This window comes from Pedobacter sp. FW305-3-2-15-E-R2A2, from assembly GCF_038446955.1.
Lineage (GTDB): Bacteria > Bacteroidota > Bacteroidia > Sphingobacteriales > Sphingobacteriaceae > Pedobacter.
On the sequence record NZ_CP151803.1, the window covers coordinates 5635512 to 5657817 of the forward strand.

The following is a 22306-nucleotide window of genomic DNA, read 5'->3' on the forward strand; positions in this document are numbered from 1 at the left end:
GTTTTATCTATTTTTTTGATAAATCAATCAATATCCCTTTCAAACGGTCAATATGAATGCTCATTTGTGCTGTTCTTTCTGCTCTGGTTTCTTCATGGAGTACGGTCATGTTTGTCAACAGATTTTTGCGTTCTTCCATCATCCGAATGGCAATCCAGATGGATTCTTCCAGTCCTTTTGCCTGCTCTGTTTCCAATATTTTCTCCGTAAAGGAATGTCCGGTATAGCATCGGTACCGGGAGATCTCGTCACGTTCAACTTTCACAAGGACCCCGCCACATTCGGGACAGGTTAGCCAGGTTGGATGCCCTAGTTTCTTCAGGCCCTCCACATTGCTGCTCATTCTCAGGCTAATCTCTGCTTCGATTTGGATGTCTTCAGGAACCTCCCCAATGTTGCAGATTGATCTGGAGAATAAATCGGAAAGGATATACCCCATTTCATGAATAGAAACCTTATAATCAACAGTCATATTTTTCAATACACTTTGCGGCATGTCCGGGAAGTCGGCCTCTTTTGGGTCCTGCACCATACATTTACCTCCACTTCTTCTGATAGCAGACATACCTGAAGTCCCATCGTCCAGTAAACCCGTCAATATAATTCCAGTCACACAGGAATCATAAGCCGCCGCTGCAGAACGAAAAAGTACATCTATCGACGGTCTCCAGTGGTTATCAAAGGCGCCTCTTTTTATACTGACTTTTCCTTTTTCCAGCATCATATGGTGGTCTGCCGGGGCCAGATAAATCCTACTGTTCTGAATTTCTTCCCCATCTGCGGGAATAAGGCATTTTATTGCAGTCTGTTTCTGAATTTGCCCTAGAATAATTTCTGTTAATGAGTTTCTGGAAATATGGATGACCACAAATATTGCAGCATCAAATTCCTTTTTAAAACCAGCTACGAGTTTAGAAACCGCAGCAATCCCACCTGCCGAAGCACCGATGGTGATGATGTTCCTTACGTCATTTTTAAGCATAACACAAAGTTTAGTAGCCCGAAAGCTCCGACAATTCAGGATCATTTCTGAATTCAATCGCAATGCTGGTTCCCTTTGCTGAGGTCTGTAGGTCTATTTTCCCGTTTAAAAGAAAAATCCGGTTTTTGATACCACGAATTCCTGATCCCTGGGAGAGCGATTCTTCTACCTCTTTCTCAAAACCTGTCCCATTGTCGCTGATAACGAGCGTAGTTATTTCATCTTCTGTGCAGACCCTGATCTCTGCTTCTGTCGCGTTTGCATGTTTGATACAATTATTGATCAGTTCCTGAATCATTCTGAAAACATACAGCTGCACCTCAGGTTTCACGAGATCAGCCCTGCTGTTGATAATGGTTTTAATCCGAAACTGTGGGGTGCTTAATCGCTGTGCCATTTCCCGTACCCCTGCATTAAAGCCGAAATCCCTCAATACAGAAGGCGTCAATTCGTAAGACAGTTCCCTGGTTTCCCTGATCGCCTGGTCCAGCAACTTATTGACATTGGTAAACTCCCCTTTTAAATTTCTCGTGAGCTGTATATTCTGCAGGTTTAAACGGATTCCGTATAAGATCTGACAGACGCTGTCGTGCAATGCGCTGCTGATCTTATAACGTTCCTTTTCCTGCGCGTTAAAAGTGGCTGATAAAACGAGTTTTTGTTTTTCTTTCTTTAGTGCTTCTGCTTCTCTGGCCAGCCTTTTATGCTCGGTAATGTCCAAAATGATTCCCGCGAAATAGTTATGCGTGGTTTCATTGTTTACTTCATGTCCCTTTGCAGAAATAATTTTCAGCTTTCCGCTTTTTGTAATGATGCGAAATTCCAGATCCAGGTCATTAAAGGTATTGACCATGTTCAGTAATTTATGCCTTACCTTTTCCTGATCATTGGGGTGGATCAATGCAATCAGCCCTTTAATCGTTCCATCAAATTCCCAGGCATTCAGCTCCAGAATGGAATAACTGTAAGCATCGAGAAACACTTTATTGTTTCCAAGTTCCATCGTCCAGGTTCCTGTTCCGGAAGCCGTGAGTGTCATTTCTAACCGCTGACTCGTTTCAATGAGTTTTTGCTGCGCATTCCGGCTTTCTGAGATGTCAATCACCGTGACATAATATTTGCTCTTCCCGGTAAACATATCTGAAACAGCGATTCCTTCCATCCTGGTGTACAATTCCTGACCACCATTCAAAGAAACCAGGATCTCACAGCTTTGCTTGCTGTCTTTTGATTGCATTCTGTGGAGGAAAGCATAGAAATTCTCCCAATCTTCAGGAGCTATAAAACTTTGAAAGCGCTTCTGGAGGACATTTGATTTCGAAATGGCCAGCATGTCTGCGCCGGTTTGATTGGCCTCCTCGACCATCCCCAGGTGATCCAGAATGAAATAGCCCACAGGAGCCAGATTAAAGAAACCTGCGAACTTAGACCTTTCGCTTTCCAGCATTTGGTAGGAAGCAGAAAGCTCGTCATTCTGCATCTCCAGCTCCAGTTGAAAGATCTGTAGTTCTCCAAGCAATACCTCGAGCTCCTGATCTGAGATCCTTTCTTCCGCAGAGATCTCCGGATCTTCAGACCTTTCTAATCTTGCCCTCAGCAATGAAATGACTTTTTCCTTATGGATTTTCTTTTTGCTCACGTTCTTTTTCTATGAAGGTTACAATACTGACTGCATGTTCTTCCGTTTTGGATTCGGGAACGTATTGCACACTGATCATTAACGTCTTCATACCAATTCCCTGAAAGTCATGTTGGAGATATAATTCAGGTTTTTGCCTATCATTTAGCAAGGTATCCAGTTTATTGGTATTCCATCTGTTATGAACAATTTCCATAAAAAATTGTTCTTTGATTTCATCCTCTCTTAAATTAAACATATTTAAAAAGGCATTGTTAACGACCAATACCCGTCCTTCCCTATCCAGAATAATTGCGGCATGTTTTAACCGGTCTACCACATCCTGAATATAACAAAGCAGACTTGAAAATTTACTTTCCAGGGCTTTAACAGGTGTGATCTTGGTGAAGGTCAGCACCGCCCCGCTGATGAAATTGTCCATCGTCCGGTAAGGCATAATCCTTAGGTTATACCATTCATTGGCCTTATTTTTCACTTCCAGCTCCTTCCCATTCAATTTTTCTATGACTTCTACAATCGCATTTTCTATAGAAGGATAGTCAAAATTGGAAGCAATATGGGTAATCGACCTCCCCACATCTGAGGAAATCACATTAAACAGCTTAATAACCTGCGGTGTAAACCTCAGGATATTGAGGTTATTGTCCAGGAAGATGGTCCCTATATCTGTATTGTCCAGCAAGTTCTTCATATCATTGTTCATTCGCGTCAGTTCTTCCGCTTTGTTCTGATATTGAAGGTTAATGGTCATCAGTTCCTCATTTAAGGACTGCATTTCCTCTTTGGTGGTTAGCGCCTCTTCATTGGTACTTTGTAATTCTTCATTCGTACTTTGTAATTCCTCATTCGTGGATTTGAGTTCCTCCAATGAAGTTTCCATCTGTTCAATAGTGGTATGGAGCTGTTGTTTGGTATAGGTCAGCTCTTTTTCCAGTTCTTCCACTGCGCTCACCTGGGTCAGGTTTCCTTTTGTACCTGTAGCCTTCCGCTTCCTTACCGGCCCCTGGTCTATAAAAACCACCACAAACATATTTTGTAACTGAATGTCGTTGAGGTAATCCACGGTAAAATCAACCAATTGAACCTGATCCTGATAGTTAATTTTCAGCCCGGTATATTCAATCTTATTTTTTTGCAAGGCACATTGATGGATCGCATTGCCCAAGGCATACCTCAGCTCCTCGATGACCATTTTATGGATGTTCATAGAAGCCTCTCCAGAGGAGAATTTCAGGTATTTATCAACTTTTCCATTGATATAAGAAATTTCCCCTTTTTCATCTACGAGCAGAGAAGCCGGAGAATAGGAGTCCAGCAGCACTTTATGAAAACGTTCAGCAAGCAGGCTTTTGGCAACAGGTTTATCCGCCATTCCTTTAATGGTTTTATCCGGCTGATTGGTGATGTTAAATGGAAAGTCAATCATTTTTCCGGCATTAGATGTCCCTTCCTTCCGTTCATAGAGCCTCCATTTGGAGTCCAGTGTATTAAAGGCATCATTAAAAGGACCTACAGATTCTGCCGGTCCCAGAAATAACAATCCCCCGATATTCAGGGAATAATGAAAGATCGGCATCAGTTTCTTCTGAAGATCTGTGGTCAGATAAATCATCACATTTCGACAGCAGAGCAAATCAAGCCGCGTAAAGGGAGCATCTTTAATCAGGTTGTGCTGTGCGAAAACAATCATTTCCCGGACTTCCTTTTTAACGACATAACCGTTATTCTTCTTTACAAAATAACGGTCCAGCCTTTCTGCAGAAACCTCTGATATAATATTTGAAAAGTAAAATCCTGTTCTGGCATGGTCTATGGCATTCGGATCCAGATCTGTAGCAAAAATCTGAACTTTCGGCTGGGGGCGGGACTTTATTGCCGATAAAAACTCCATGATCAGAATGGCGATAGAGTAGGCCTCTTCTCCTGTTGAACAACCTGCCACCCAGATCCGGATCGGCTCTTCATTGTGTTTTTTGATCAATTTGGCATAGAGCTGTTCTTTCATTTCCTCGAATGCAGGAACATCTCTAAAGAATTTGGTAACCCCAATCAATAATTCCTTAAAGAGAACTTCTATTTCCTGAGGATTTTCCCGCAGGTAATTGACGTAATGGATATAATCGGGTAGCTGATGAAAAGCAATCCTCCGCTCCACCCTTCTGGTAATCGTATTTTTCTTATATAAAGTGAAGTCATGTCCGGTATGAGACCGCAGCAGCATTAGAATTTTATTCAAATGCGTATAGTTGTTTCGTTCAAGGACCAACTCATCTGTTCCAACGGCTTTTAATGCAGGATGGTTCAGATATTGAATCAATTTGGCCGGCATTTCTTCCGGAGCAAGGATATAATCTACCATCCCCGTCTCAATTGCTGCTGCCGGCATGCTGCTATATTCCGCAGTTTCGGGAAGCTGTGCCATCGCCATTCCCAGCTTTTCTTTGATCATCCTTACCCCGGTCTCCCCATCTGCACCCATTCCTGAAAAAATGACCGCTACCGCATAGTTCCATTGATCTTCCGCCAGACTTTGCAGGAAATAATCGATAGACATGTGTGCCCCTTTAGATCTGGAAGCGCTGAACAGCAACAGGTGACCATTGTGAATGCCCATATCCCGATCGGGAGGAATCACATACACATGGTTGATCATTAATTTTGTTCCGTCTGTGGCTTCGATAACCGGCATGCCTGTAGATTTCTGCAGCAATGCGGAAACCCCAATATTTTGAACGGGATCGAGGTGCATGATGATCACAAAAGCAAATCCACAGTCGACCGGCATGTGCAGGAAGAATTTTTCAAAAGCATAAAAAGAGCCCGCAGATCCTCCCATTGCAATGATAGGGAAAAATTTAGTCTGCTTACTTTTCTCTGTCTGTTCTAACATCATTTCAGACTGTTCTTCCTCTTTTAACAGTTTATGATTAGATTTCTCTATACTTCTGGTCATACCGATCAAAATTAATAAGCTAATGTAAGATTAAAATAGATTGAGCGCACATTTTTTTACATTTGCGCTGGAATTCCTCTCCCATCTGGTGCTTTTCCGGTTAAGCCTTTCTATTTCCGGTCAGACATCTAAAAATCAACATTTTAAAGGAAAAAAAAACGAGTATATCTCTCCTGTTTTTGGGGAATAATACCTATCCATAAAAAGATAAGTACCTGATTTTCAAATTGACACCTAATATCAGCAATGCTAAGTTTAAATTTATGGACTGAATCCCTGATCCTATTTCTGCTCCTTATAATCTATGACCTGACGCTCATGAAATTTCCAAAGAAAGAAGTAAAAAAAATAGGCATTTTCCGTGCATTGCCATTGGGAGATCTCCTATGTTCCATTCCGGCGATGCGCAGCCTCCGTGCGGCTTATCCCAATGCAAAAATCTACTTTATAGGATTGCCGGATACGGAAGCGGTGATCCGGCGGTGGTCACATTACGTAGATGAGTTCATCGCCTTTCCAGGTTACCCCGGGTTACCGGAACAGCCTTTTGATGAAGAAAATTTCTACTGTTTTTTACCTAAAGTCCAGGCGATAAAATTCGACCTGATTTTACAGATGCAGGGAAATTCGAATGCCTTGAACCCTTTGGTCAAATCTTTCAACTCCAGGTACCTTGCCGGTTTTTGTAAAGACATCGCTGATGAAAATGACTGTTTTCTAACTTATCCGGGTTTTGGGACTGAAACCCAGCGTCAGCTGAGCCTGATGACACATCTTGGAATCCCCCGTTCCGGCGATGGACTGGAATTCCCTTTATTTCCGGCAGACCATCAACACCTGGAGCAATTGCGGCTTCCCATTGAACCTGGTGCTTATGTATGTATCCATCCGGGTTCCAAAGGCAGCTGGAAACAATGGCCTTCCATTTACTTTGCCTGTATTGCCAACTATTGTACAGATCTGGGATTCAAGGTGCTCCTTACCGGCAGTCAGCATGAATTGCATCTAGCCCGGCATGTGGCAGATCTGATGAAAACAAAACCAATAATTTGCGCGGGGAAAACGACACTGGGCTCATTGGCGTTATTGATCAGGCAGGCCGCTGCAGTCATTTCCAGTGCGACCGAAATCGCTCAGATCGCTACTGCATTCAAGACCCCAAGTATGATGATCAGTATGGATAACGAGCCTTTCCGCTGGGGCAGATCAGACCAGCAGTTGAACCGGATTATAGATTGGGGCAGTAATCCGGATTTCCGGATCGTTCATCAGGAAGTCGTATCTTTATTCGGGCAGCTGCAGTTATTTCACAAATCCGTTTAACACCGCATATCGAATGAGCGCTGCAGTATTCCGGACGCCTGTTTTTTCGATCAATGCCTGGCGATGTCCCTCTACCGTCCTTCTGCTGAGGAAAAGCTGATCAGAAATTTCGTTATTGGTGAGCCCTTCAGCAATCAGGTTCAGCACTTCGATTTCCCTGGAAGAAAGCTCCACCAGCGGAGCCTGTCCGGCTGAAACCCCAACCTGACGCTGCATCACGTCCTCCATATATTTAAAAGATAATTCTGAGCAAAGGTACCTTTGTCCCATGCTTGCCTGGCGAATGGCAAAGACCAGCTCCTCTAATCCTATGTTTTTCAACAAATAGCCAAGGGCTCCCTCTGAAAAAGCTTCCACAACATATTTTTGCTGATCAAGCATAGACAAAATCACCACTTTTATATCGGGTTGGGTGGATTTTAAGGCTTTAATTAGAGACATCCCATCCATTCCAGGCATATTGATATCCGCAAGGACTACCTCTGCTTCCAATCCATTCCGCAACATTTCCAGGACTTCAGTTCCATTCGTTGCTTCGCCAACAACATGGATACTTTCCACCCTTTCCAGCAAAAGTCTGATTCCATCTCTCACAATCAGGTGATCTTCAGCCAATATTACCTTCAAAGCCTTCATATCTATTTAAATTTCAATTAAATTAACAAAAATAGCCCCCGGAAGTTCGAATATTTCAATAGAACTGCCATAAACGCGTGTAAATACTGTATTCTATACACATATACGCATTGAAGCACCGGATTAACACCTGATAATCAGGCATAATATACCTAAAATAGATTACTCTTACCAGATTGCAGAAACAATTTCCGATACTGCATGTTCCGCAAGTATTCAGTAAAAAAATAAATGATCAAACACCATGCAAAAAGGAACAGTAAAATTTTTCAATGAAGCCAAGGGTTTTGGCTTTATTGTACCGCAAAGTGGCGGGCCGGAAATATTCGTACATTCTACGGGGCTCAAGGAGCAAATCCGCGAACACGATGCAGTAAGTTTTGAAGTGGAAAGAGGGAAGAAAGGTTTAAGCGCTATAAACGTCAAAAAAAGCTATTAACAACTCCACATTCGATCTGACAATAGGTTATACTTATTGTCAGATACTTGTCCCTACATTAAACACCTATTTCCATTTAAATAAAATACCGTATTAATCCCGAAAAAATCAGGTATTTAACTTCAGTGAGCAGCAAGAATTTTCCCTTATTATTGCTGATGATTCAGACATCAGCTCAGGGAATTATTCAAAAAGGACGTCAAACCACACAAATGCTCGATACCATTCAAATTATCATACATGCAGCAAGGGTAGGAAATGCGGCCATTTTGAAGGAAATGATTCGTTTTGGAAACGCAGTAAATTGCCGGAATATGAAAGGTTATACGCCCTTGATTATTGCGGGTTACCATAATCAGCTGGAAATCGCCGAAATCCTTGTAGCGGCAGGTGCAGATATTGATGCTCAGGACAATGGAGGCCACACTTCACTGATGGGTGCCGCCCACGAAGGTCATAAAACGATGGCTGAATTCCTGATCCGCCATGGAGCAGACCTGAACCTGCAGCATGAAAACGGAGCTACTGCATTAATGTTTGCTGTTATGTTCGACCAGAATGAACTTTTAAAATTATTACTACAACACGGTGCCGATCCGTTGATCAGGAACGCATGGGGTCGTTCAGCGTTGGATATTGCGTTACTACAAGACAATCAGGAAGCAATTGACTTGTTAAAACCAATGGGATAAGCCTCAATTGCATCCGGATGAAACCAGGGTATTTTCGGTTCTTTTCTTATCGCTCCAATACCGCATTAAAAAAACGTCGATCCTTCTCATCAGATCAGTCAGTTCAAAAGGCTTGGCAATAAAACAATCATGACCATATGCGCCTAATGAGAGTATCTGGTGAGGGAATGTAGAGTAAATGACTACAGGAATATGTTGTATCAGCTTATTCTCTTTGATCTGGATGCATAGCTCTCCTCCATTTACAATTGGCGATAAGTACTCCAATAAGACCAGGTCGGGCTGGAAATCAAGTACCAGAGGGACGATATTGTCTATACCCGAATAGATCCTGTAATCGAACCCTGATTTATTAAAACACAAGGAAAGTTTTTTATATAAGCGCCGGTCAGATTCGACCACGAGAATTTTAAATGGTTTTACAAACAAATTTTCCATAAGAGCTATAAGAGATTAATCTCTTATAAAATTATCGAATATATTATCCGGAATACTCCGTTTTTATACGGGTATTGACAGGAGGAAATACGTATTTTTAAGGTTACCGAAGACAAATGAATTGCCTGTTCTGTCCAAGATGAAATTCAGTTTGGGTTTCTTTAGCCTGATTTTTTAGGGCTTATACTGGTAATCCAATACGATGCCATCAACAGAAAGTTGTTTATTTTTAACCTTGCTCTTTTTTCCCGCAGGCACACAAACCAGCACCACCGATTGCAGAGGAGGAATCTGTACTTTGGTTCCTGAGCTTACATTTTTGGCAATAAAACGTTGGCTGATCAGGTCATAGACATCTGATTTTCCTTTTGCGGGTGTTTTAAAATTAATGGTTTTACCGGTCCCGTAAGGATTATAGAACAACCAGGTTGGATAAGCCCTTTGGCGATAAAAATCAGTCGCCAGCAAGTCAAGGCCCAGGATACCTTTGATTTCCGTTTCTTTGACAATGCCACCGAAAATCCCTGCATGTCCGCTTCCATAAACGCTGAATTGTGAGACTTCAGGGTTCTGTCCCGGTACCCATTTAGGGCCATCACCCTGTGCTACAGGAGCTTTTAAAGATTGATACAAGGTATCAAAAGTAGAAGATTTTGCAAAACCTTCATAAGCAATCACCCCTTTGGTCACTTCTGCGAAGTCAGGCAAGGTCTGATGTTCTTCCGGCATATACTGAGGGTAAAAAAACCTGGAGGCATTCACCGCATTTAACATCCATTTCCCGATTGCATTTGCATATTTGGGCTGGTACCTCACCAAAGGTACCAATGGCCATGCCGCATCAAAAGTATTCATTAAAAAGGCATAACCTCCATGATCCACTGTGCTTCCAACCGTTCCGGAAATGTCGAAACCATTCCAGTTGCCCACTAAAAAGCCCCATCCTTCCCGGCAAACTGCAGTTCCGTCGAAAGTCCAGTTTAACATTTTCTGGATGTCAAAAGCAGTTCCCTGCTCTGCATTCATTCTTGCGGCCAGGTAAGCCCCGAAAGGCATCAGCAGTTCGTAAGTAGGATTGATCTTTTGACTTTCTAAAGCTTTCATTGCTGATATGGCTCCTTTCAGATAACGGGGATCACCAAACTTTTTATAGGCCGCATACAAGACATACGCATGTCCTGCAGCGGCATCCGGTTGTGCACAGATTTGCGTACTCATGGGTTTCATTTTCCCATAATCAAAATAGGAATAATTGTAATTGCCATTTAAAATGGAGTCCGCTTTATAGAACTTCTCGGCAATGCTTCTGGCCATCATTTCAAAGTCAGGCGCAGCGGGGTATTTATCGTAAATCGCATAAAACAAGACATTCGGGTAAACATCGTACCACCAGTCTCTTCCATATCCTCCACCTAACAATGCAACTTCCGGAGCGGTATTGTTCATCATGATGTCCCATCCGGTATCTTTATTAAAATAGTTTTTCAACATACCGACATAGTTCAGGCCCTGCTGATTGCTTTTATCCAGCCCAACCAGGGTAGCACCCAAGACCGAGCCCATATTGGCCAGTGCCTCATGAAACATGCCCTTATTGTGCGCTGCACCCTGTCTCACATCCCCTACTGCGGTATACATGCCCATCACCGGCTGTTTAAAATTCTTGCCCGTGCTGTCCATCCAAACCATTGGCCAATATTTGCCTTTTGCATTAAAATCGTAAATCGTCCGGTCAAAATTCAGGGCCATTGCTTTCCAGTCGATGATCTGCAATGGTTTGGGCAGATCCGCCATTTGGTTTATCCGGTCAATTTTAACCTGTTTAACCTGGGCATGGGAAAGTGCGGCAATAAATAAGGAAAGGAAGGTCAGTTTAAGTTTCATCATTGAGGTTCATCTAATATATTAAAAAAATTCTGCTGGTCTCTGGCTGCTGTTCCGGTTTAAACAGCAGCAGGAATAATAACTTTAGCCAGGCTTTCTTCTTCCAGCTGCAGCTCTTCATTCATTATTTTACCTCGTTTAAGGATTCCTTTAGCTACCCAGTAAGAGCTCAGCTGCAAGACCGCAACAATAATAATGGCATAACGAAGGGCCACCTCATTTGAAAAATAATAAGCCAGCAGCAGGAAGGTGCCGGCACCGGTAAGACGGCCCACATACAAACCTGCTTCATGGTTCAGGATATAGGCGAACTCACTTCTTTTTTCCTTCTTTGTCAGGATATCGATCACACTAAACTGAATCGGGAAATAAGCAAGATCCAGTAGCGGTTTCGCCAGTAGGAGGAACAACATAAACAAGATCACGCCGGTTTCGTTAAAGAGGATTCCGTTAATCAGTGCTGCAATGGTAAATAAGACCAGGCCTGTTCCGAACACGTAAATCCGATGTTCCGGTCCGGTTTTACGGCCAATGATGTACATCAGCACTGCGGCAAAGATTGCCCCCACCGACTGTGCCGTTCCCAGCGCACCTTCTTTTCCAAGCAACAGCATGATCAGCATGGCTGGCGCTGTTACCAAAAATCCCTGCACCAGACCTTTCAAAACGGCCAGGGACATCAACCTGTACCAATAAGTATGAAATTTAAAATAGATAAACTTCTTCCCAATGGGATTGGTAAACTTGCCCTTAAAACACATGATCGATGCGCCTATCGTAACGATAAACACCATACCAGTCACAATTTTATATGCCATTTTCGCATCGCCTGAGCTCGCATAAGACTCTATAAACCAGCCAATGATCACCGGAATAACAACGGCGATGATGGTATAAAAAAACGTTTCCAGGCCATAATAATAATTGCGGTTGCTGTCGTTGGTCGTTGCCAGGGCCAGAAAATCACGGTTTGCCCAGTAAAAGCCAAAGGACATGCCCATCACAATTCCTGCAATTCCAATCCCGGTAATGTCCAATGTGGTCAGCGACATCATGATCATCATGGAGATCGCACTGAGGACCATTCCGAAGGAATAGAGCACTTTAATTGGAAAGCGGTTTAACAACCAGCCATTGATCAGAAAAGTTAAGGGGATTCCGGTATAAATGGTCAGCTGATACACGACTACCTTTACCGGGTCATTCGAGCTCCGCATCACATAGGCTGCCACAAAAATATCGATCACCGGCAATACGATGCTATAGATCAGATTGGTTAAAGTCAGCACTTTAAAATTATGGGACTGCGCTTTGAAATGCGCGATTTCAGACTTTAGTTTATTAATCATGCTCGTAGGATAAGGAGTTTAAGATTTCAGCAATGGAAAATTTAGCCCCGCAAACAAACTCGTCGGCAGCACCATAATAAATGGTCAGCTCATCCGCCTTAACCACATGGCCATTGGTAAATACCACATGTCCGAAGAAGCCGCTCAGCTCATAGGTTGTGGCGGGGGTCATGATTGGGTTTTCTGATCTCGCAATAACGATGGAAGGATCGTTGAGATCGAGCAGAAAAGCACCGAGACAGTACTGATGGGCTGCATTTGCCCCATGATAGATCTCCAGCCAGCCTTTTTCTGTTTTAATCGGTGCTGCACCTGCACCTACCCTTGCACTATCCCAGCTTCCTTTGCGGGTGGTAATGATGCATTTGTGTTTACCCCAGTGGATGCCATCCGGAGATTCCGCAATCCAGATGTAGTTCCCGCCGATATCGACACTGCTGGGACGGTGTAAGGCATAAAACTTTCCATTGATCTTTTCTTCAAAAATGGCGCAATCCTTATTGTGCGGAGGAATGATCATTCCTTCAGATTCGAAATTTTTCCAGTCTTTGGTTTTGCGCATACCTACTCCTACGCCCTGTTCTGAAACAGCGGTATAGGTCAGGTAATAGGTCCCCTCCAATAGTGTCACCCTGCAATCTTCTATGCCAAAGGCTTCCTGAAGGGTTTCGCCCTGCAGGATCGGATAACCTTCCGGCTCATAAAAACGGATGCCATCGTCGCTGCGCAGTAAGCGCAGGTGAGAAAGTGTCGTTAAATAGTCGATTCCTTTATAGCGGATCACCCTTGGATCATCGGCATTCAACTCCGGATCGTCCGCAGGAATTTCTATAATTTCAATCCCATCGTCCTTTAGGACCGGAAAAGAAATGATGCCTTCCTGCTGTGCCGGCCTTTCTGCTACGCGAACCAGGAGCCAGGTCTTTCCTTCAAAAGTAAAGACCCCTGGGTTTAAGAGGCAGCTGATCTCCAGTCCGGCTCTGCTCGGTTTCAAATCTGCCGGCGATAACAATGGGTTTTCTATAAATCGTTGTGCTTGATCTTTCATAAATATTTAGTAACCTGAGTTTTGGACAATTGCTTTACCTGATTTGTCTACTTCACCTTGTGGTACGGGATATAGATAATTGTGGTCCTGAAAATTTTTGCCCAGTGCTGTCAACACTGTCTTTGCTGTTTTCCAGCGTTTAAGGTCATTGAGGCGTTGTGCTTCAAAGCCCAACTCCACTCTTCGTTCCTGCATCAGCCAGTTTTTGATCTGCACTTTATCCGTCACAGCGACCGAACGATCCGGCAGAGTACCTGCCGGCGCAGTGCCTCCAGCAGCTGTTGGCGAGGTTCTGGCGCGTCTTCTGATGTCGTTGATTAAAGCAATGGCATTGGGATAAGCGTTGGTTTCGTTATAGGCTTCTGCTTTCCAAAGCAAGACATCCGCCATCCGGATCATGATTTTATTGCTTGGCCCGTCGTCATTTCCTTTATTGGCGCCGTTAAGGGATCCCAGTAATTTATTGACATTTTTATCCGTCACATTCACCGTATAGGCCAGCCTTGGGTCGTTCGCTTCAAAAGCATTCAGAAAATCCGGACTTGGTGCGAAAAAGCCCCAATCTAACAAGGCACTGATGCCATTGCCTTTGCGAACAGTTTGACCAGAGATATGGTCATAGGCAAAGATCACCTCATTGTCGCTGAACTCCTTGGCGACATTGAAACTGTCAAAATAATTGGCATTCAGGCTGTACAAACCTGTTCCTTCCAGCTCCGTTACCAGACTGATGACATCCGTCCACCGTTGGTTATACAAAGCCACTTTTGCCTGCAATGCAACGACTGCACCTTTTGAAACCCGCCATTTATCGGTGGTACTGGAGAATTTAGTTGCCGGAAGTGCGGATTTCGCTTTGCTCAGGTCATCGTTGATCAATGCCCAGGCCTGTGCCTGAGGAACAGTTCTCGCCACTTCATAAGCCTCGTTAAAGGTTTTCAGTGGTTTGGTGATGATGGGCACATCTCCAAAATTGTTGACCAGATCAAAGTAATAGTAGGCCCTGAGGAAGTAAGCTTCCCCAAGCAGGCGGCTTCTTAGTGTGGCATCCATCCCTATTTTGGCCACCAATGCATCATCTGTCAGATAGCTCAGGGCCAGATTGGCTTTCGAGATCCCTTGGTAATTAAAGGCCCAGATGCCATTGAAGCCTCCGTTTTCGGAAGTGAACCGGAAACCGGCAATGTCGTCCATCCAGGGTTGATCACCATCAGGGTTCCATTTTTTCAAGACATCACCTCCGGCAATATCCTGCAGGATGACATCCGGGCGGATCACTTTACCCCCAGCCCAATCCCAGTTGCCCATCAGGTTTAAAGTATAGGACAACATTCTGTAGGAGGCATCTACAGAGGAAACTACCGTATTTAAGGTCGGATCTGTGCTCACCTGTTCCGGGGTGATCAATCCGATCGGATCTTTATACAGTTCTTTTTTACAACCCGCGGTAAACATTAAGGTTACGGCGAATAAGGAGATATATAATCGTTTCATCTGAATATCTTTTAAAATTTAACATTTACACCAAACAGGAATGCGCGGGATTGTGGATAGGTTCCCATGTCTACCTGATCAATAGATTCCGGGTCCAGGCCGCTATACTTCGTGCTCGTATACAGGTTCTGACCCGATACATACAGTCGCACATCTTTTACCCCCAGTTTCGTTTTCTGCAACAGGTTGCTGAAAGAATAACCCAGCTCCACGTTTTTAATTCTGAAATAGGAAGCATCTTCAACATATAAGCTCGATACCCGGCTTACCCCGGTATCTGTGGTGCTGACTCTCGGCATGGTGTTCGATGTTCCCGGTCCATTCCAGCTTTGCAGCACTGCTGTAGAAGAGTTAAATGGCCTGCTGTCGAAATCAGTGATCTTCTTCGCATCATTGTATTTGTCTACTCCCTGAACTCCCTGCATAAAGACAGAAAGGTCAAATCCCTTATAGCCGCCGGAAAGGTTGATGCCATAAGAAAATTTAGGGATTGGATTTCCGAGGAAGGTTCTGTCGTTATCGTTGATCTGTCCATTTCCATCCAGATCTGCAAACCTGATGTCGCCGGGCAGTTGTGAAGGGTTGGTTGTTCCGGAAAGGTGTTGCGTGATCTCCGCTTGCGTCTGGTAAATACCTTCCATTTTATAGCCATAGAATGCATTTAATGGTTGTCCGGGAACAGTTCTTGTGAATGGTCCGCTTAGGGTCGGTACATTTGGATGCAATTGGATCACCTCATTAGTTAAGGTCGCCATGTTTCCACTCAGCGCGTAGTTAAAATCACCAATTGCATTGCGGTAACTGGCAGAAAGTTCAAATCCTTTATTTCTCACTTTACCCGCATTCACATACGTTGGGCCTACCGAACCCACCATTTCCGGTAAGCTTAATTGTAAGAGGATATCGGAAGTCGTTTTCACAAAATAATCAGCAGAAATGGCTAGTTTATTACTGAACAGATTAAAGTCCAGCCCGATGTTCTGTTGTGAAGTCGTTTCCCATTTCAGGTCCGGATTTCCATAACGGTTCAGGGAATAACCCTCCCCATCTTTCAGCATGGTGCTCAGGTAAGCATAATTCGGGATCTGCTGATTGCCCAGTTTCCCTGTACTTGCCCTTAATTTTAAGTTCGAAATCCATTTGATATCTTTCATAAAAGATTCTTCCGAGATTGCCCATCCTGCAGAAACAGAAGGGAAATAGCCCCATTGTTTGTTCTCTCCAAATCTGGAAGAAGCATCTGCGCGGAGGTTGGCCGTCAGCATATAACGGGAATCATACACATAAGTTCCGGAAGCAAAGACCGAGAACAAAGCCCATTCACTTGCATTTCCGCCATTCCAAAGGTCTCTGGCAGAAGATCCGAAGTCTATGTACTGGAAACTGTTGGTCGTATAATCATATCGTTTTCTGGAAGCAGAGAGTCCGGATGCCGTATTTTTGATATACTCTGTTCCCACAAGCCCATTGATGGCATGTTTGTTAATTGTTTTGATGTAGTTCAAGGTATTGTTCCAGGTAAGGTTCAGTTCCTCTCCTCTTTCCTCATTCAATCCGTTTGGCCTGTTTTGCCGGCCTGCCCCCGGATCAACTTCATTGGGATCATTGTTGTCGTCATCTCCAAAGTTTTGCAAAAATGCTTTATTGTGGAGGAAGTTCAGGTCGACACCCAGGTTTGTTCTTAAAGTCAGTGATTTATCTCCCAGAAAAGCATATTCTGCATAGGCATTTCCAAAAGTTTTCACATTATTTCTTTTGTCGTTGGCAAAATAAGCGAGTGCGATTGGGTTGGACGTTCTTTCATAATTAGGGTCCCAACCACCATTGCTGTTGTTGAATTTATAAAAAGGCAGGTCCGTAAAAGGGTTATCCGCTTTATAGCCTGGGTCTGAAGGATTTTTATACACACCCAGTACCGGTGGCCTTAACAATGCATGGCGAATAATGCCGGGTGCATCACCTTTAGAAGACAGCCAGTCTTGTTTTGCCGAAGAAAGCTGCAGATTCGTTCCTATTTTAAAGCGGTCGGTCAGCTTTGCATTGACGTTGGCCCTGAAATTAAAGCGTTCATATTGGTCATGGTTGTAGACCACGATTCCATTTTGTTTGTAATAAGCCCCAGACAAGAGGTATTGCACCTGATCGCTTCCGCCGCTTGCGCTTAATTGTGCACTTTGGGACCTTCCGGTTTCAAACAGCTCATCCAGCCAATTGGTATCCGACAAATCAGTTCTGCTTTTGGCTGCGGTATAAGGATTTGGATCAGGTTTACCTCCATTTTTCCAGGCTTGTTCCTGTTTACTCAGGTATTGAGCAGTATTTAACAGTTTAGGCAAATTAGTGACCTGCTGAATTCCGTTAAAATAATTCAGCTCAAGTGAAGAACGGTTGGCCGTTCCCTGTTTGGTGGTAATCTGAACCACCCCTCCTGCCGCACGTGCCCCATAGATCGCTGCGGATGCCGCATCTTTCATCACCGATAAGCTTTTAATATCCGAAGGATTTAAAAAAGAAATGTCCAAAGTAGGCGTTCCATCCACGATATACAAGGGACTGTTAAAGCCGATGGTATTTTCTCCGCGAATGCGGATATTGATCGGATCGCCAGGTGCGCCGGTACTTTGAGTGACCTGTACGCCTGAGACCTGGCCTTGCAGCATTTGCGCGACGTCAGGAACCCTTCGTTTCTCCCCATCGCCAACATTCAGGTTTCCCATTGCGCCGGAAATCGTACTCTTACGCAAACTGGTATACCCTACCACCACGACTTCATTCAAATCTGAAATACTGGGTTTCATAGAGAGATTCAGGACTGCATTCCCAGTGTAAGGGAGTGTTACCGGAAGATAACCTACATAATTAAATACGAGAGATTTTGGGCCGTCCGGGAGCAGGGTGATCACATACGCTCCGTTGGCATCGGTTGCCGTTTTATTTGGTGTATTGAGTTGCTGAACAACAACCCCGGGAAAGGGCTGCTGATTTTCATCAGTCACTTTTCCACTTAGTTTGACCTGGGCCAGAGCGGTGAGCCCTGATAGTACTATTAACAGTGACAAGCCCAGAGAGAAGAGTAGATTTCTTTTCATCTGTGATATATTTGGTTAGAACAAATTTATAGGAGTAGCCCTCCGAAGGAGTGCACTATAGTTACATTTTAGTTCACTATAGTTACAAAGGGGCTATATTTTCTTCATATTGCTGCTGGCGGTACTCGTTTGGCGCGCAATGGTAAATCTTTTTAAACTCTCTGAAGAAGTAAGATTTGTTGTTGAATCCGGTGCGGTAAAATATTTCAGATACGGTGTATTGAGAATTAACCAGCATGTCTGCGGCATGTTTCAGGCGAATTCTTTTAATGAACTCCGCAGGTGTCATCCCGGCGAGTGATTTCAGTCTTCTGTACAATTGCATTTTGCTAATGGAAAGCGCATCTTCCAGTGTCGCGGCATTGAGTTCCGGTTCATTCAGATTTTTCTCGATCACCTTCAGCAGTTCTTCCAGAAATTTCTTGTCCGTATCTGCAATATCAGCATCCATAAACTGGTTGGTAATGTGCTGATCCTTGATCAGGTGCTCCATCCGGAGCTGATCGTCCAGGAGCTTGCGAATCCTGACCTGGAGGTAATTGATCTGGAAAGGTTTAGGGATATAGGCATCAGCTCCCTGTTCATATCCTTCCGTCTTATGATCTTCAGATCCTCTGGCCGATAAAATGACAAAGGGAATCCGTGCCATAGCGGGCGTTTGTTTTACCGTCCGGCATAATTCCAGTCCGTTCATATCCGGCATCATCACATCGCTGATGATCAGACTTGGAATGGTTTTATGTAAAAAGGCCATTGCTTCCAATCCCGTTCCCGCTTCATAGACCACATAATGATCTTTCAACACGTTCCTGATCAGGAAACGAAGTTCAGGTTCGTCCTCCACCAATAAGATGCTTAATTTTTCGGTTTGCTGAAGGCCATCAATCAGGCTGTTTTTATTTCCCTCTTCCACGGAAACCATTTCAGGCTGGTCATAAACCTCCACCAATGATTCATATAAAGCAGAAGGTGCAGAGGTGATCACTTTGGTTTCGGCAGTGCCTTTTACTTCCGTCAGCTGTATTTTTATCCTGAAATCTATCCAGTCATTCTGCAGGCTCACCTGAATATCAGCCCCCATCAGGGTGATCAGTTCTTTCGTAAAAGCCAGGCCAATCCCGGTACTGAATTTTTCTGTTTGCTGCTCATTGCTCACATAGAAGCGGTTGAAGATTTGTTCCAGGTGCTGTGTTTTTAAGGTACAGCCTGAGTTGGAAACGCTCAGTTCCAACACCTGATCATTGGGATGATACCAGACTTTAAAAGCCACGGTTTCGCCTCTTCCGGAATGCTTGAAGGCATTAGACAAGAGGTTATATAAAATCTTTTCGAACTTATCCTTATCGATGGAGCCCGCCAGGCCCTGGGGAATGCTCCTCAGGTATTCCTGTCCGTTCTTTTCACTGGTAGGGATAAACAACTCAGAGAGGCTATCCAGCATTTTACTGATGTCCAGGTAATCCTCATTCTTTTTCAGGTAACCAGCCTCTGCTTTTCTGAATTCCAGCAATTGCTGCACCAAATAGGTTAACCTCGCGGTATGTTGATGCACCATAGAAACGAAGTAATTGTTTTCTTTCTTTCTAAGGTGTTCTACTGAACCCATAATCATCGTCAAAGGTGTCTGTATCTCGTGTGCGATATTGGTAAAGAAATTCAGGCGTTGCTGATGTTCTTCTTCATCTTTCTGCCGGAGCAGGTGTTCCATCTGCAATTGGTATTTCATCCGGAGTTTATTTTTCCGGTACACATGAAAGGCATAGCCCGATGCGATCAGGATCAGAACATAGGCAAAAAGCGCATAATACGTTAACCAAAAATATTGCGTTACATGGAGTTTAAACACCTTGATTTCTGTGGTCCACAGGCCTTCCCCATTGCTCCACCTTACTTTGAGGATATAATCTCCCGGAGGAACGTTGTTATAAATGATATTTCCGATAGCGCCTGCATAGTTCCAGTTCTTATCCAGTCCTTCCAGTTTGTAGGTAAATTCATTTTTAGCCTCATTTAAAAAGCTCATAGATCTCAGGCTCACCTGGAAGAAATTATTTTTACGCGCCAAAGTGTATTCTGGAATTGGGGCCTGAACAGATTTCAGCACCTGCAACCGGTTTTCATCCAGGTTTTTTCCGCCCATCTGAATATTGGAGACCAATACATTAGGCTGAAGCTTGTTGGCGGTAATTCGTTCCGGAGCGAAATAATTAAATCCATAAATTCCTCCAAAATACAGCAGCCCATCTGTCGACTTCCAAACGGCACCATCACTAAACTCATTGCTCTGAAGCCCGTCGCCGGACCTGAAATTAGCGACTGCCCCATTTTCCGGGTTCAATCTGGCCAGTCCTTTATTCGTACTGACCCAGATGCTGCCCGAGTTCGCCCCTGCAATGGCATGAATGGTATTGTTTGGCAAGCCTTCATTCATCGTGAACTTTTTAAAGGAAGGCCTATCCTTAAGGGATTCGGAATGACTGAGCATGTTTAAGCCATAGCTTGTCCCGATCCATAACCTTTTCCGGGGATCCAGATAAAGAGAAAGTACATCATTATTGGAAAGGTCGTTTGGCGCAGAAAAGGCTTTAAAAGTTTTAAACTTCCCAATTTTCTTCTGCAAGACACTCAATCCTCCATACCTGCAGGCAATCCAGAGCCGGTCGTCCTCATCATTACTCAAAGCATAGATGATGTCGTTTGCCGGCCCGTTTGCTCCGCCGGAAAGGTATTGTTTAAAATAGCTGATGCTTAAAAGACCTGCGCTGGTTTTACTGAGTTTCAGGTGAATCAGTCCGCTGCCACTTGTTCCCAGCCAAAGGGAGCTGTCTTTATCCTGCAAAATAGCATAAACCGAACCAAATGAAGGTAATTTCGCCGTTCCGGAAAGGTCAAGCCAGCTGATGCTTTGTTTTTTATTTAAATCATAGATTCCGAGTCCTTTACCGTCTGTTCCGATATAGATATAAGGAGAGATGCCTTTTTTCAAGGCATAGACCGAATTGTTTTCCAGGCCATTGCTGGTATTGAGTTCGCTTTTTTGAGAATTAAAGGGAGATTTGGACCAGAAGTCATTTAAAATCACAATTCCTTTTCCTTTAGTTCCTACCCATAAATTTCCATCTACCTCTGCAAAGGCGCGAACAGGTTTGTTTAAATCTACAATATTGCTCTTATTGACCAAGCCGAAATAATTGATCTTTGGATAGATCTTGATCAATCCATCGCCATCGGTACCGATCCACAAGACATGGTCTTTAGCGACTTCAATACTCGTTACCCTGATATTGGCCAGCTGCCGAACTTCCTGCTGCATGAAAGAAGAAGGTTGGAAATCCTTGTCGAACACCGCTATCCCCTGACCATCCCGGGCCAGGATATAATTTGAATGGTAATACCTGATCGATTTAATACTTCCGGAAATGCTGTTTATTTTCTGAGGCTTCGATTGCGAATCCAGCAGCCATAAGCTGTTGCTGATGTCTGTAAACAAAACCCGGTTGTTGACGAGAAAAAAATTACTGATCTGCTTCTGAGGCTTGATTATTTGGATCTGTCTTAACCCTGATCTACTGACTTTACAGCTTAGTAATGTCCCATCATTTTGCAGGAACCACATCAGGCCGTTCCCTCCTTTTTCCATTTTCAACAGCTTTTTAATACCTGCCGGTAATGAAATCGGCTTAAACTGATTCTCGGTTAAATCAAACCAGCTCAATCCATAGGTTTTACTGTAACAGAAGACCGTTCCATCTTCTGCTATTTCCAGCTCATATTCCTTTTCAGCGATGCTTCTTTTTGTCGCCTGGTTATAAAAATAATGATAGAATTTTCCCTCAGGTTTTTCAAACCGGGTAATTCCGCCGATGGTACTGATCCAGATGTTGTATTTTTTATCTTCCTTGATGTCCTGAATGACATTGTTCCCGATACTGCCGCTTTTGTTTTCACTATTGTAATTGAAGACCCTGAAGTCGGTGCCATCATACCTGTTTAATCCATCCCAGGTACCTACCCATAACAACTGGTCTTTATCCTGAAAAACAACATTTACGGCACTGTTTGACAATCCATTTCGGTTATCAAATTGCTGAAAATAGAACTGACCGGGATCCTGACCTATCGCTGCAAGCGTAAGTTTGGTCATCGCAATCAGCACGACCGTGAAATAAAATTTAAAGAAGCCCCTCATTGATAAAGTATTGGTATCCCAGGATATCGCATCCAAGATACAATAAATCACAAGGATTCAAGCAGATGCAAATCAGGCAAAAATGAAACGATCCTGATACATTCACCTCTAGACATCTTGATGTATAGGTATCAAAAAGCCCCGGATTTGG

The 22306-nt window shown here is 43.7% G+C and carries 14 protein-coding genes; 3 read left to right on the forward strand and 11 right to left on the reverse strand.

All coding sequences use genetic code 11. From position 1 onward, the window contains the following. Nucleotides 1-7: 7 nt before the first annotated feature. Genes AAFF35_RS22805 through AAFF35_RS22815 form a run of 3 tightly spaced genes read right to left on the reverse strand, consistent with a single transcriptional unit; the run spans nucleotide 8 to nucleotide 5574 of the window. On the reverse strand, nucleotides 8-982 hold the full coding sequence (locus tag AAFF35_RS22805) for a chemotaxis protein CheB (RefSeq protein WP_342328859.1): 975 nt from the start codon (nucleotides 980-982) through the stop codon (nucleotides 8-10). 10 nt (nucleotides 983-992) lie between these two features. After that, nucleotides 993-2621 (reverse strand): PAS domain S-box protein, encoded by a 1629-nt coding sequence (locus AAFF35_RS22810; RefSeq protein ID WP_342328860.1) that lies wholly within the window; start codon nucleotides 2619-2621, stop codon nucleotides 993-995. Next, nucleotides 2599-5574, reverse strand: a complete 2976-nt coding sequence (locus AAFF35_RS22815) for a CheR family methyltransferase (RefSeq protein WP_342328861.1) — start codon at nucleotides 5572-5574, stop codon at nucleotides 2599-2601. The genes AAFF35_RS22810 and AAFF35_RS22815 overlap by 23 nt, the downstream gene beginning before the upstream one ends. Nucleotides 5575-5892: 318 nt before the next feature. Between AAFF35_RS22815 and AAFF35_RS22820 the strand changes: the two genes are divergently transcribed. After that, on the forward strand, nucleotides 5893-6897 hold the full coding sequence (locus AAFF35_RS22820) for a glycosyltransferase family 9 protein (protein WP_342328862.1): 1005 nt from the start codon (nucleotides 5893-5895) through the stop codon (nucleotides 6895-6897). On the opposite strand, the gene AAFF35_RS22825 is transcribed toward AAFF35_RS22820, so the two are convergent. Then, the gene (locus AAFF35_RS22825) at nucleotides 6877-7533 is read right to left on the reverse strand and encodes a response regulator transcription factor (protein WP_342328863.1); all 657 of its coding nucleotides are present in this window, start codon (nucleotides 7531-7533) and stop codon (nucleotides 6877-6879) included. The genes AAFF35_RS22820 and AAFF35_RS22825 overlap by 21 nt on opposite strands. A 244-nt stretch (nucleotides 7534-7777) precedes the next feature. On the opposite strand from AAFF35_RS22825, the gene AAFF35_RS22830 reads away from it, so the two are divergent. Together AAFF35_RS22830 and AAFF35_RS22835 are read left to right on the forward strand one after the other, a co-directional pair. Further along, complete coding sequence (locus tag AAFF35_RS22830; RefSeq protein ID WP_342328864.1) at nucleotides 7778-7972, forward strand: cold shock domain-containing protein; 195 nt, start codon at nucleotides 7778-7780, stop codon at nucleotides 7970-7972. Nucleotides 7973-8130: 158 nt separating this feature from the next. Continuing rightward, nucleotides 8131-8664 (forward strand): ankyrin repeat domain-containing protein, encoded by a 534-nt coding sequence (locus tag AAFF35_RS22835; RefSeq protein WP_342328865.1) that lies wholly within the window; start codon nucleotides 8131-8133, stop codon nucleotides 8662-8664. 3 nt (nucleotides 8665-8667) lie between these two features. Here AAFF35_RS22835 and AAFF35_RS22840 read toward each other — a convergent pair whose 3' ends face one another. The 7 genes from AAFF35_RS22840 to AAFF35_RS22870 form a co-directional block, all read right to left on the reverse strand. Beyond that, nucleotides 8668-9102 carry a response regulator gene (locus AAFF35_RS22840; RefSeq protein WP_342328866.1) on the reverse strand — a complete coding sequence of 145 codons (435 nt, stop codon included), beginning with the start codon at nucleotides 9100-9102 and terminating at the stop codon, nucleotides 8668-8670. Nucleotides 9103-9276: 174 nt separating this feature from the next. Then, nucleotides 9277-10989 (reverse strand): hypothetical protein, encoded by a 1713-nt coding sequence (locus AAFF35_RS22845; RefSeq protein ID WP_342328867.1) that lies wholly within the window; start codon nucleotides 10987-10989, stop codon nucleotides 9277-9279. 56 nt (nucleotides 10990-11045) lie between these two features. After that, nucleotides 11046-12335, reverse strand: a complete 1290-nt coding sequence (locus tag AAFF35_RS22850; RefSeq protein ID WP_342328868.1) for an MFS transporter — start codon at nucleotides 12333-12335, stop codon at nucleotides 11046-11048. Further along, complete coding sequence (locus tag AAFF35_RS22855; RefSeq protein ID WP_342328869.1) at nucleotides 12328-13383, reverse strand: glycoside hydrolase family 130 protein; 1056 nt, start codon at nucleotides 13381-13383, stop codon at nucleotides 12328-12330. The genes AAFF35_RS22850 and AAFF35_RS22855 overlap by 8 nt, the downstream gene beginning before the upstream one ends. Before the next feature lie 6 nt (nucleotides 13384-13389). Continuing rightward, nucleotides 13390-14877: a RagB/SusD family nutrient uptake outer membrane protein gene (locus tag AAFF35_RS22860; RefSeq protein ID WP_342328870.1), complete on the reverse strand. Its 1488-nt coding sequence runs from the start codon at nucleotides 14875-14877 to the stop codon at nucleotides 13390-13392. Between the two features lie 11 nt (nucleotides 14878-14888). Next, nucleotides 14889-17966 carry a TonB-dependent receptor gene (locus tag AAFF35_RS22865; RefSeq protein ID WP_342328871.1) on the reverse strand — a complete coding sequence of 1026 codons (3078 nt, stop codon included), beginning with the start codon at nucleotides 17964-17966 and terminating at the stop codon, nucleotides 14889-14891. 82 nt (nucleotides 17967-18048) lie between these two features. Further along, on the reverse strand, nucleotides 18049-22155 hold the full coding sequence (locus AAFF35_RS22870) for a two-component regulator propeller domain-containing protein (RefSeq protein ID WP_342328873.1): 4107 nt from the start codon (nucleotides 22153-22155) through the stop codon (nucleotides 18049-18051). Nucleotides 22156-22306 lie beyond the last annotated feature (151 nt).

Coding starts and splice junctions, on each gene's coding strand:
- AAFF35_RS22805 (WP_342328859.1), bottom strand. CDS start 982: ATGCTTAAAAATGACGTAAGGAACATCATCACCATCGGTGCTTCGGCA.
- AAFF35_RS22815 (WP_342328861.1), bottom strand. CDS start 5,574: ATGACCAGAAGTATAGAGAAATCTAATCATAAACTGTTAAAAGAGGAA.
- AAFF35_RS22820 (WP_342328862.1), top strand. CDS start 5,893: ATGAAATTTCCAAAGAAAGAAGTAAAAAAAATAGGCATTTTCCGTGCA.
- AAFF35_RS22825 (WP_342328863.1), bottom strand. CDS start 7,533: ATGAAGGCTTTGAAGGTAATATTGGCTGAAGATCACCTGATTGTGAGA.
- AAFF35_RS22830 (WP_342328864.1), top strand. CDS start 7,778: ATGCAAAAAGGAACAGTAAAATTTTTCAATGAAGCCAAGGGTTTTGGC.
- AAFF35_RS22835 (WP_342328865.1), top strand. CDS start 8,131: ATGATTCAGACATCAGCTCAGGGAATTATTCAAAAAGGACGTCAAACC.
- AAFF35_RS22840 (WP_342328866.1), bottom strand. CDS start 9,102: ATGGAAAATTTGTTTGTAAAACCATTTAAAATTCTCGTGGTCGAATCT.
- AAFF35_RS22845 (WP_342328867.1), bottom strand. CDS start 10,989: ATGATGAAACTTAAACTGACCTTCCTTTCCTTATTTATTGCCGCACTT.
- AAFF35_RS22850 (WP_342328868.1), bottom strand. CDS start 12,335: ATGATTAATAAACTAAAGTCTGAAATCGCGCATTTCAAAGCGCAGTCC.
- AAFF35_RS22855 (WP_342328869.1), bottom strand. CDS start 13,383: ATGAAAGATCAAGCACAACGATTTATAGAAAACCCATTGTTATCGCCG.
- AAFF35_RS22860 (WP_342328870.1), bottom strand. CDS start 14,877: ATGAAACGATTATATATCTCCTTATTCGCCGTAACCTTAATGTTTACC.
- AAFF35_RS22865 (WP_342328871.1), bottom strand. CDS start 17,966: ATGAAAAGAAATCTACTCTTCTCTCTGGGCTTGTCACTGTTAATAGTA.
- AAFF35_RS22870 (WP_342328873.1), bottom strand. CDS start 22,155: ATGAGGGGCTTCTTTAAATTTTATTTCACGGTCGTGCTGATTGCGATG.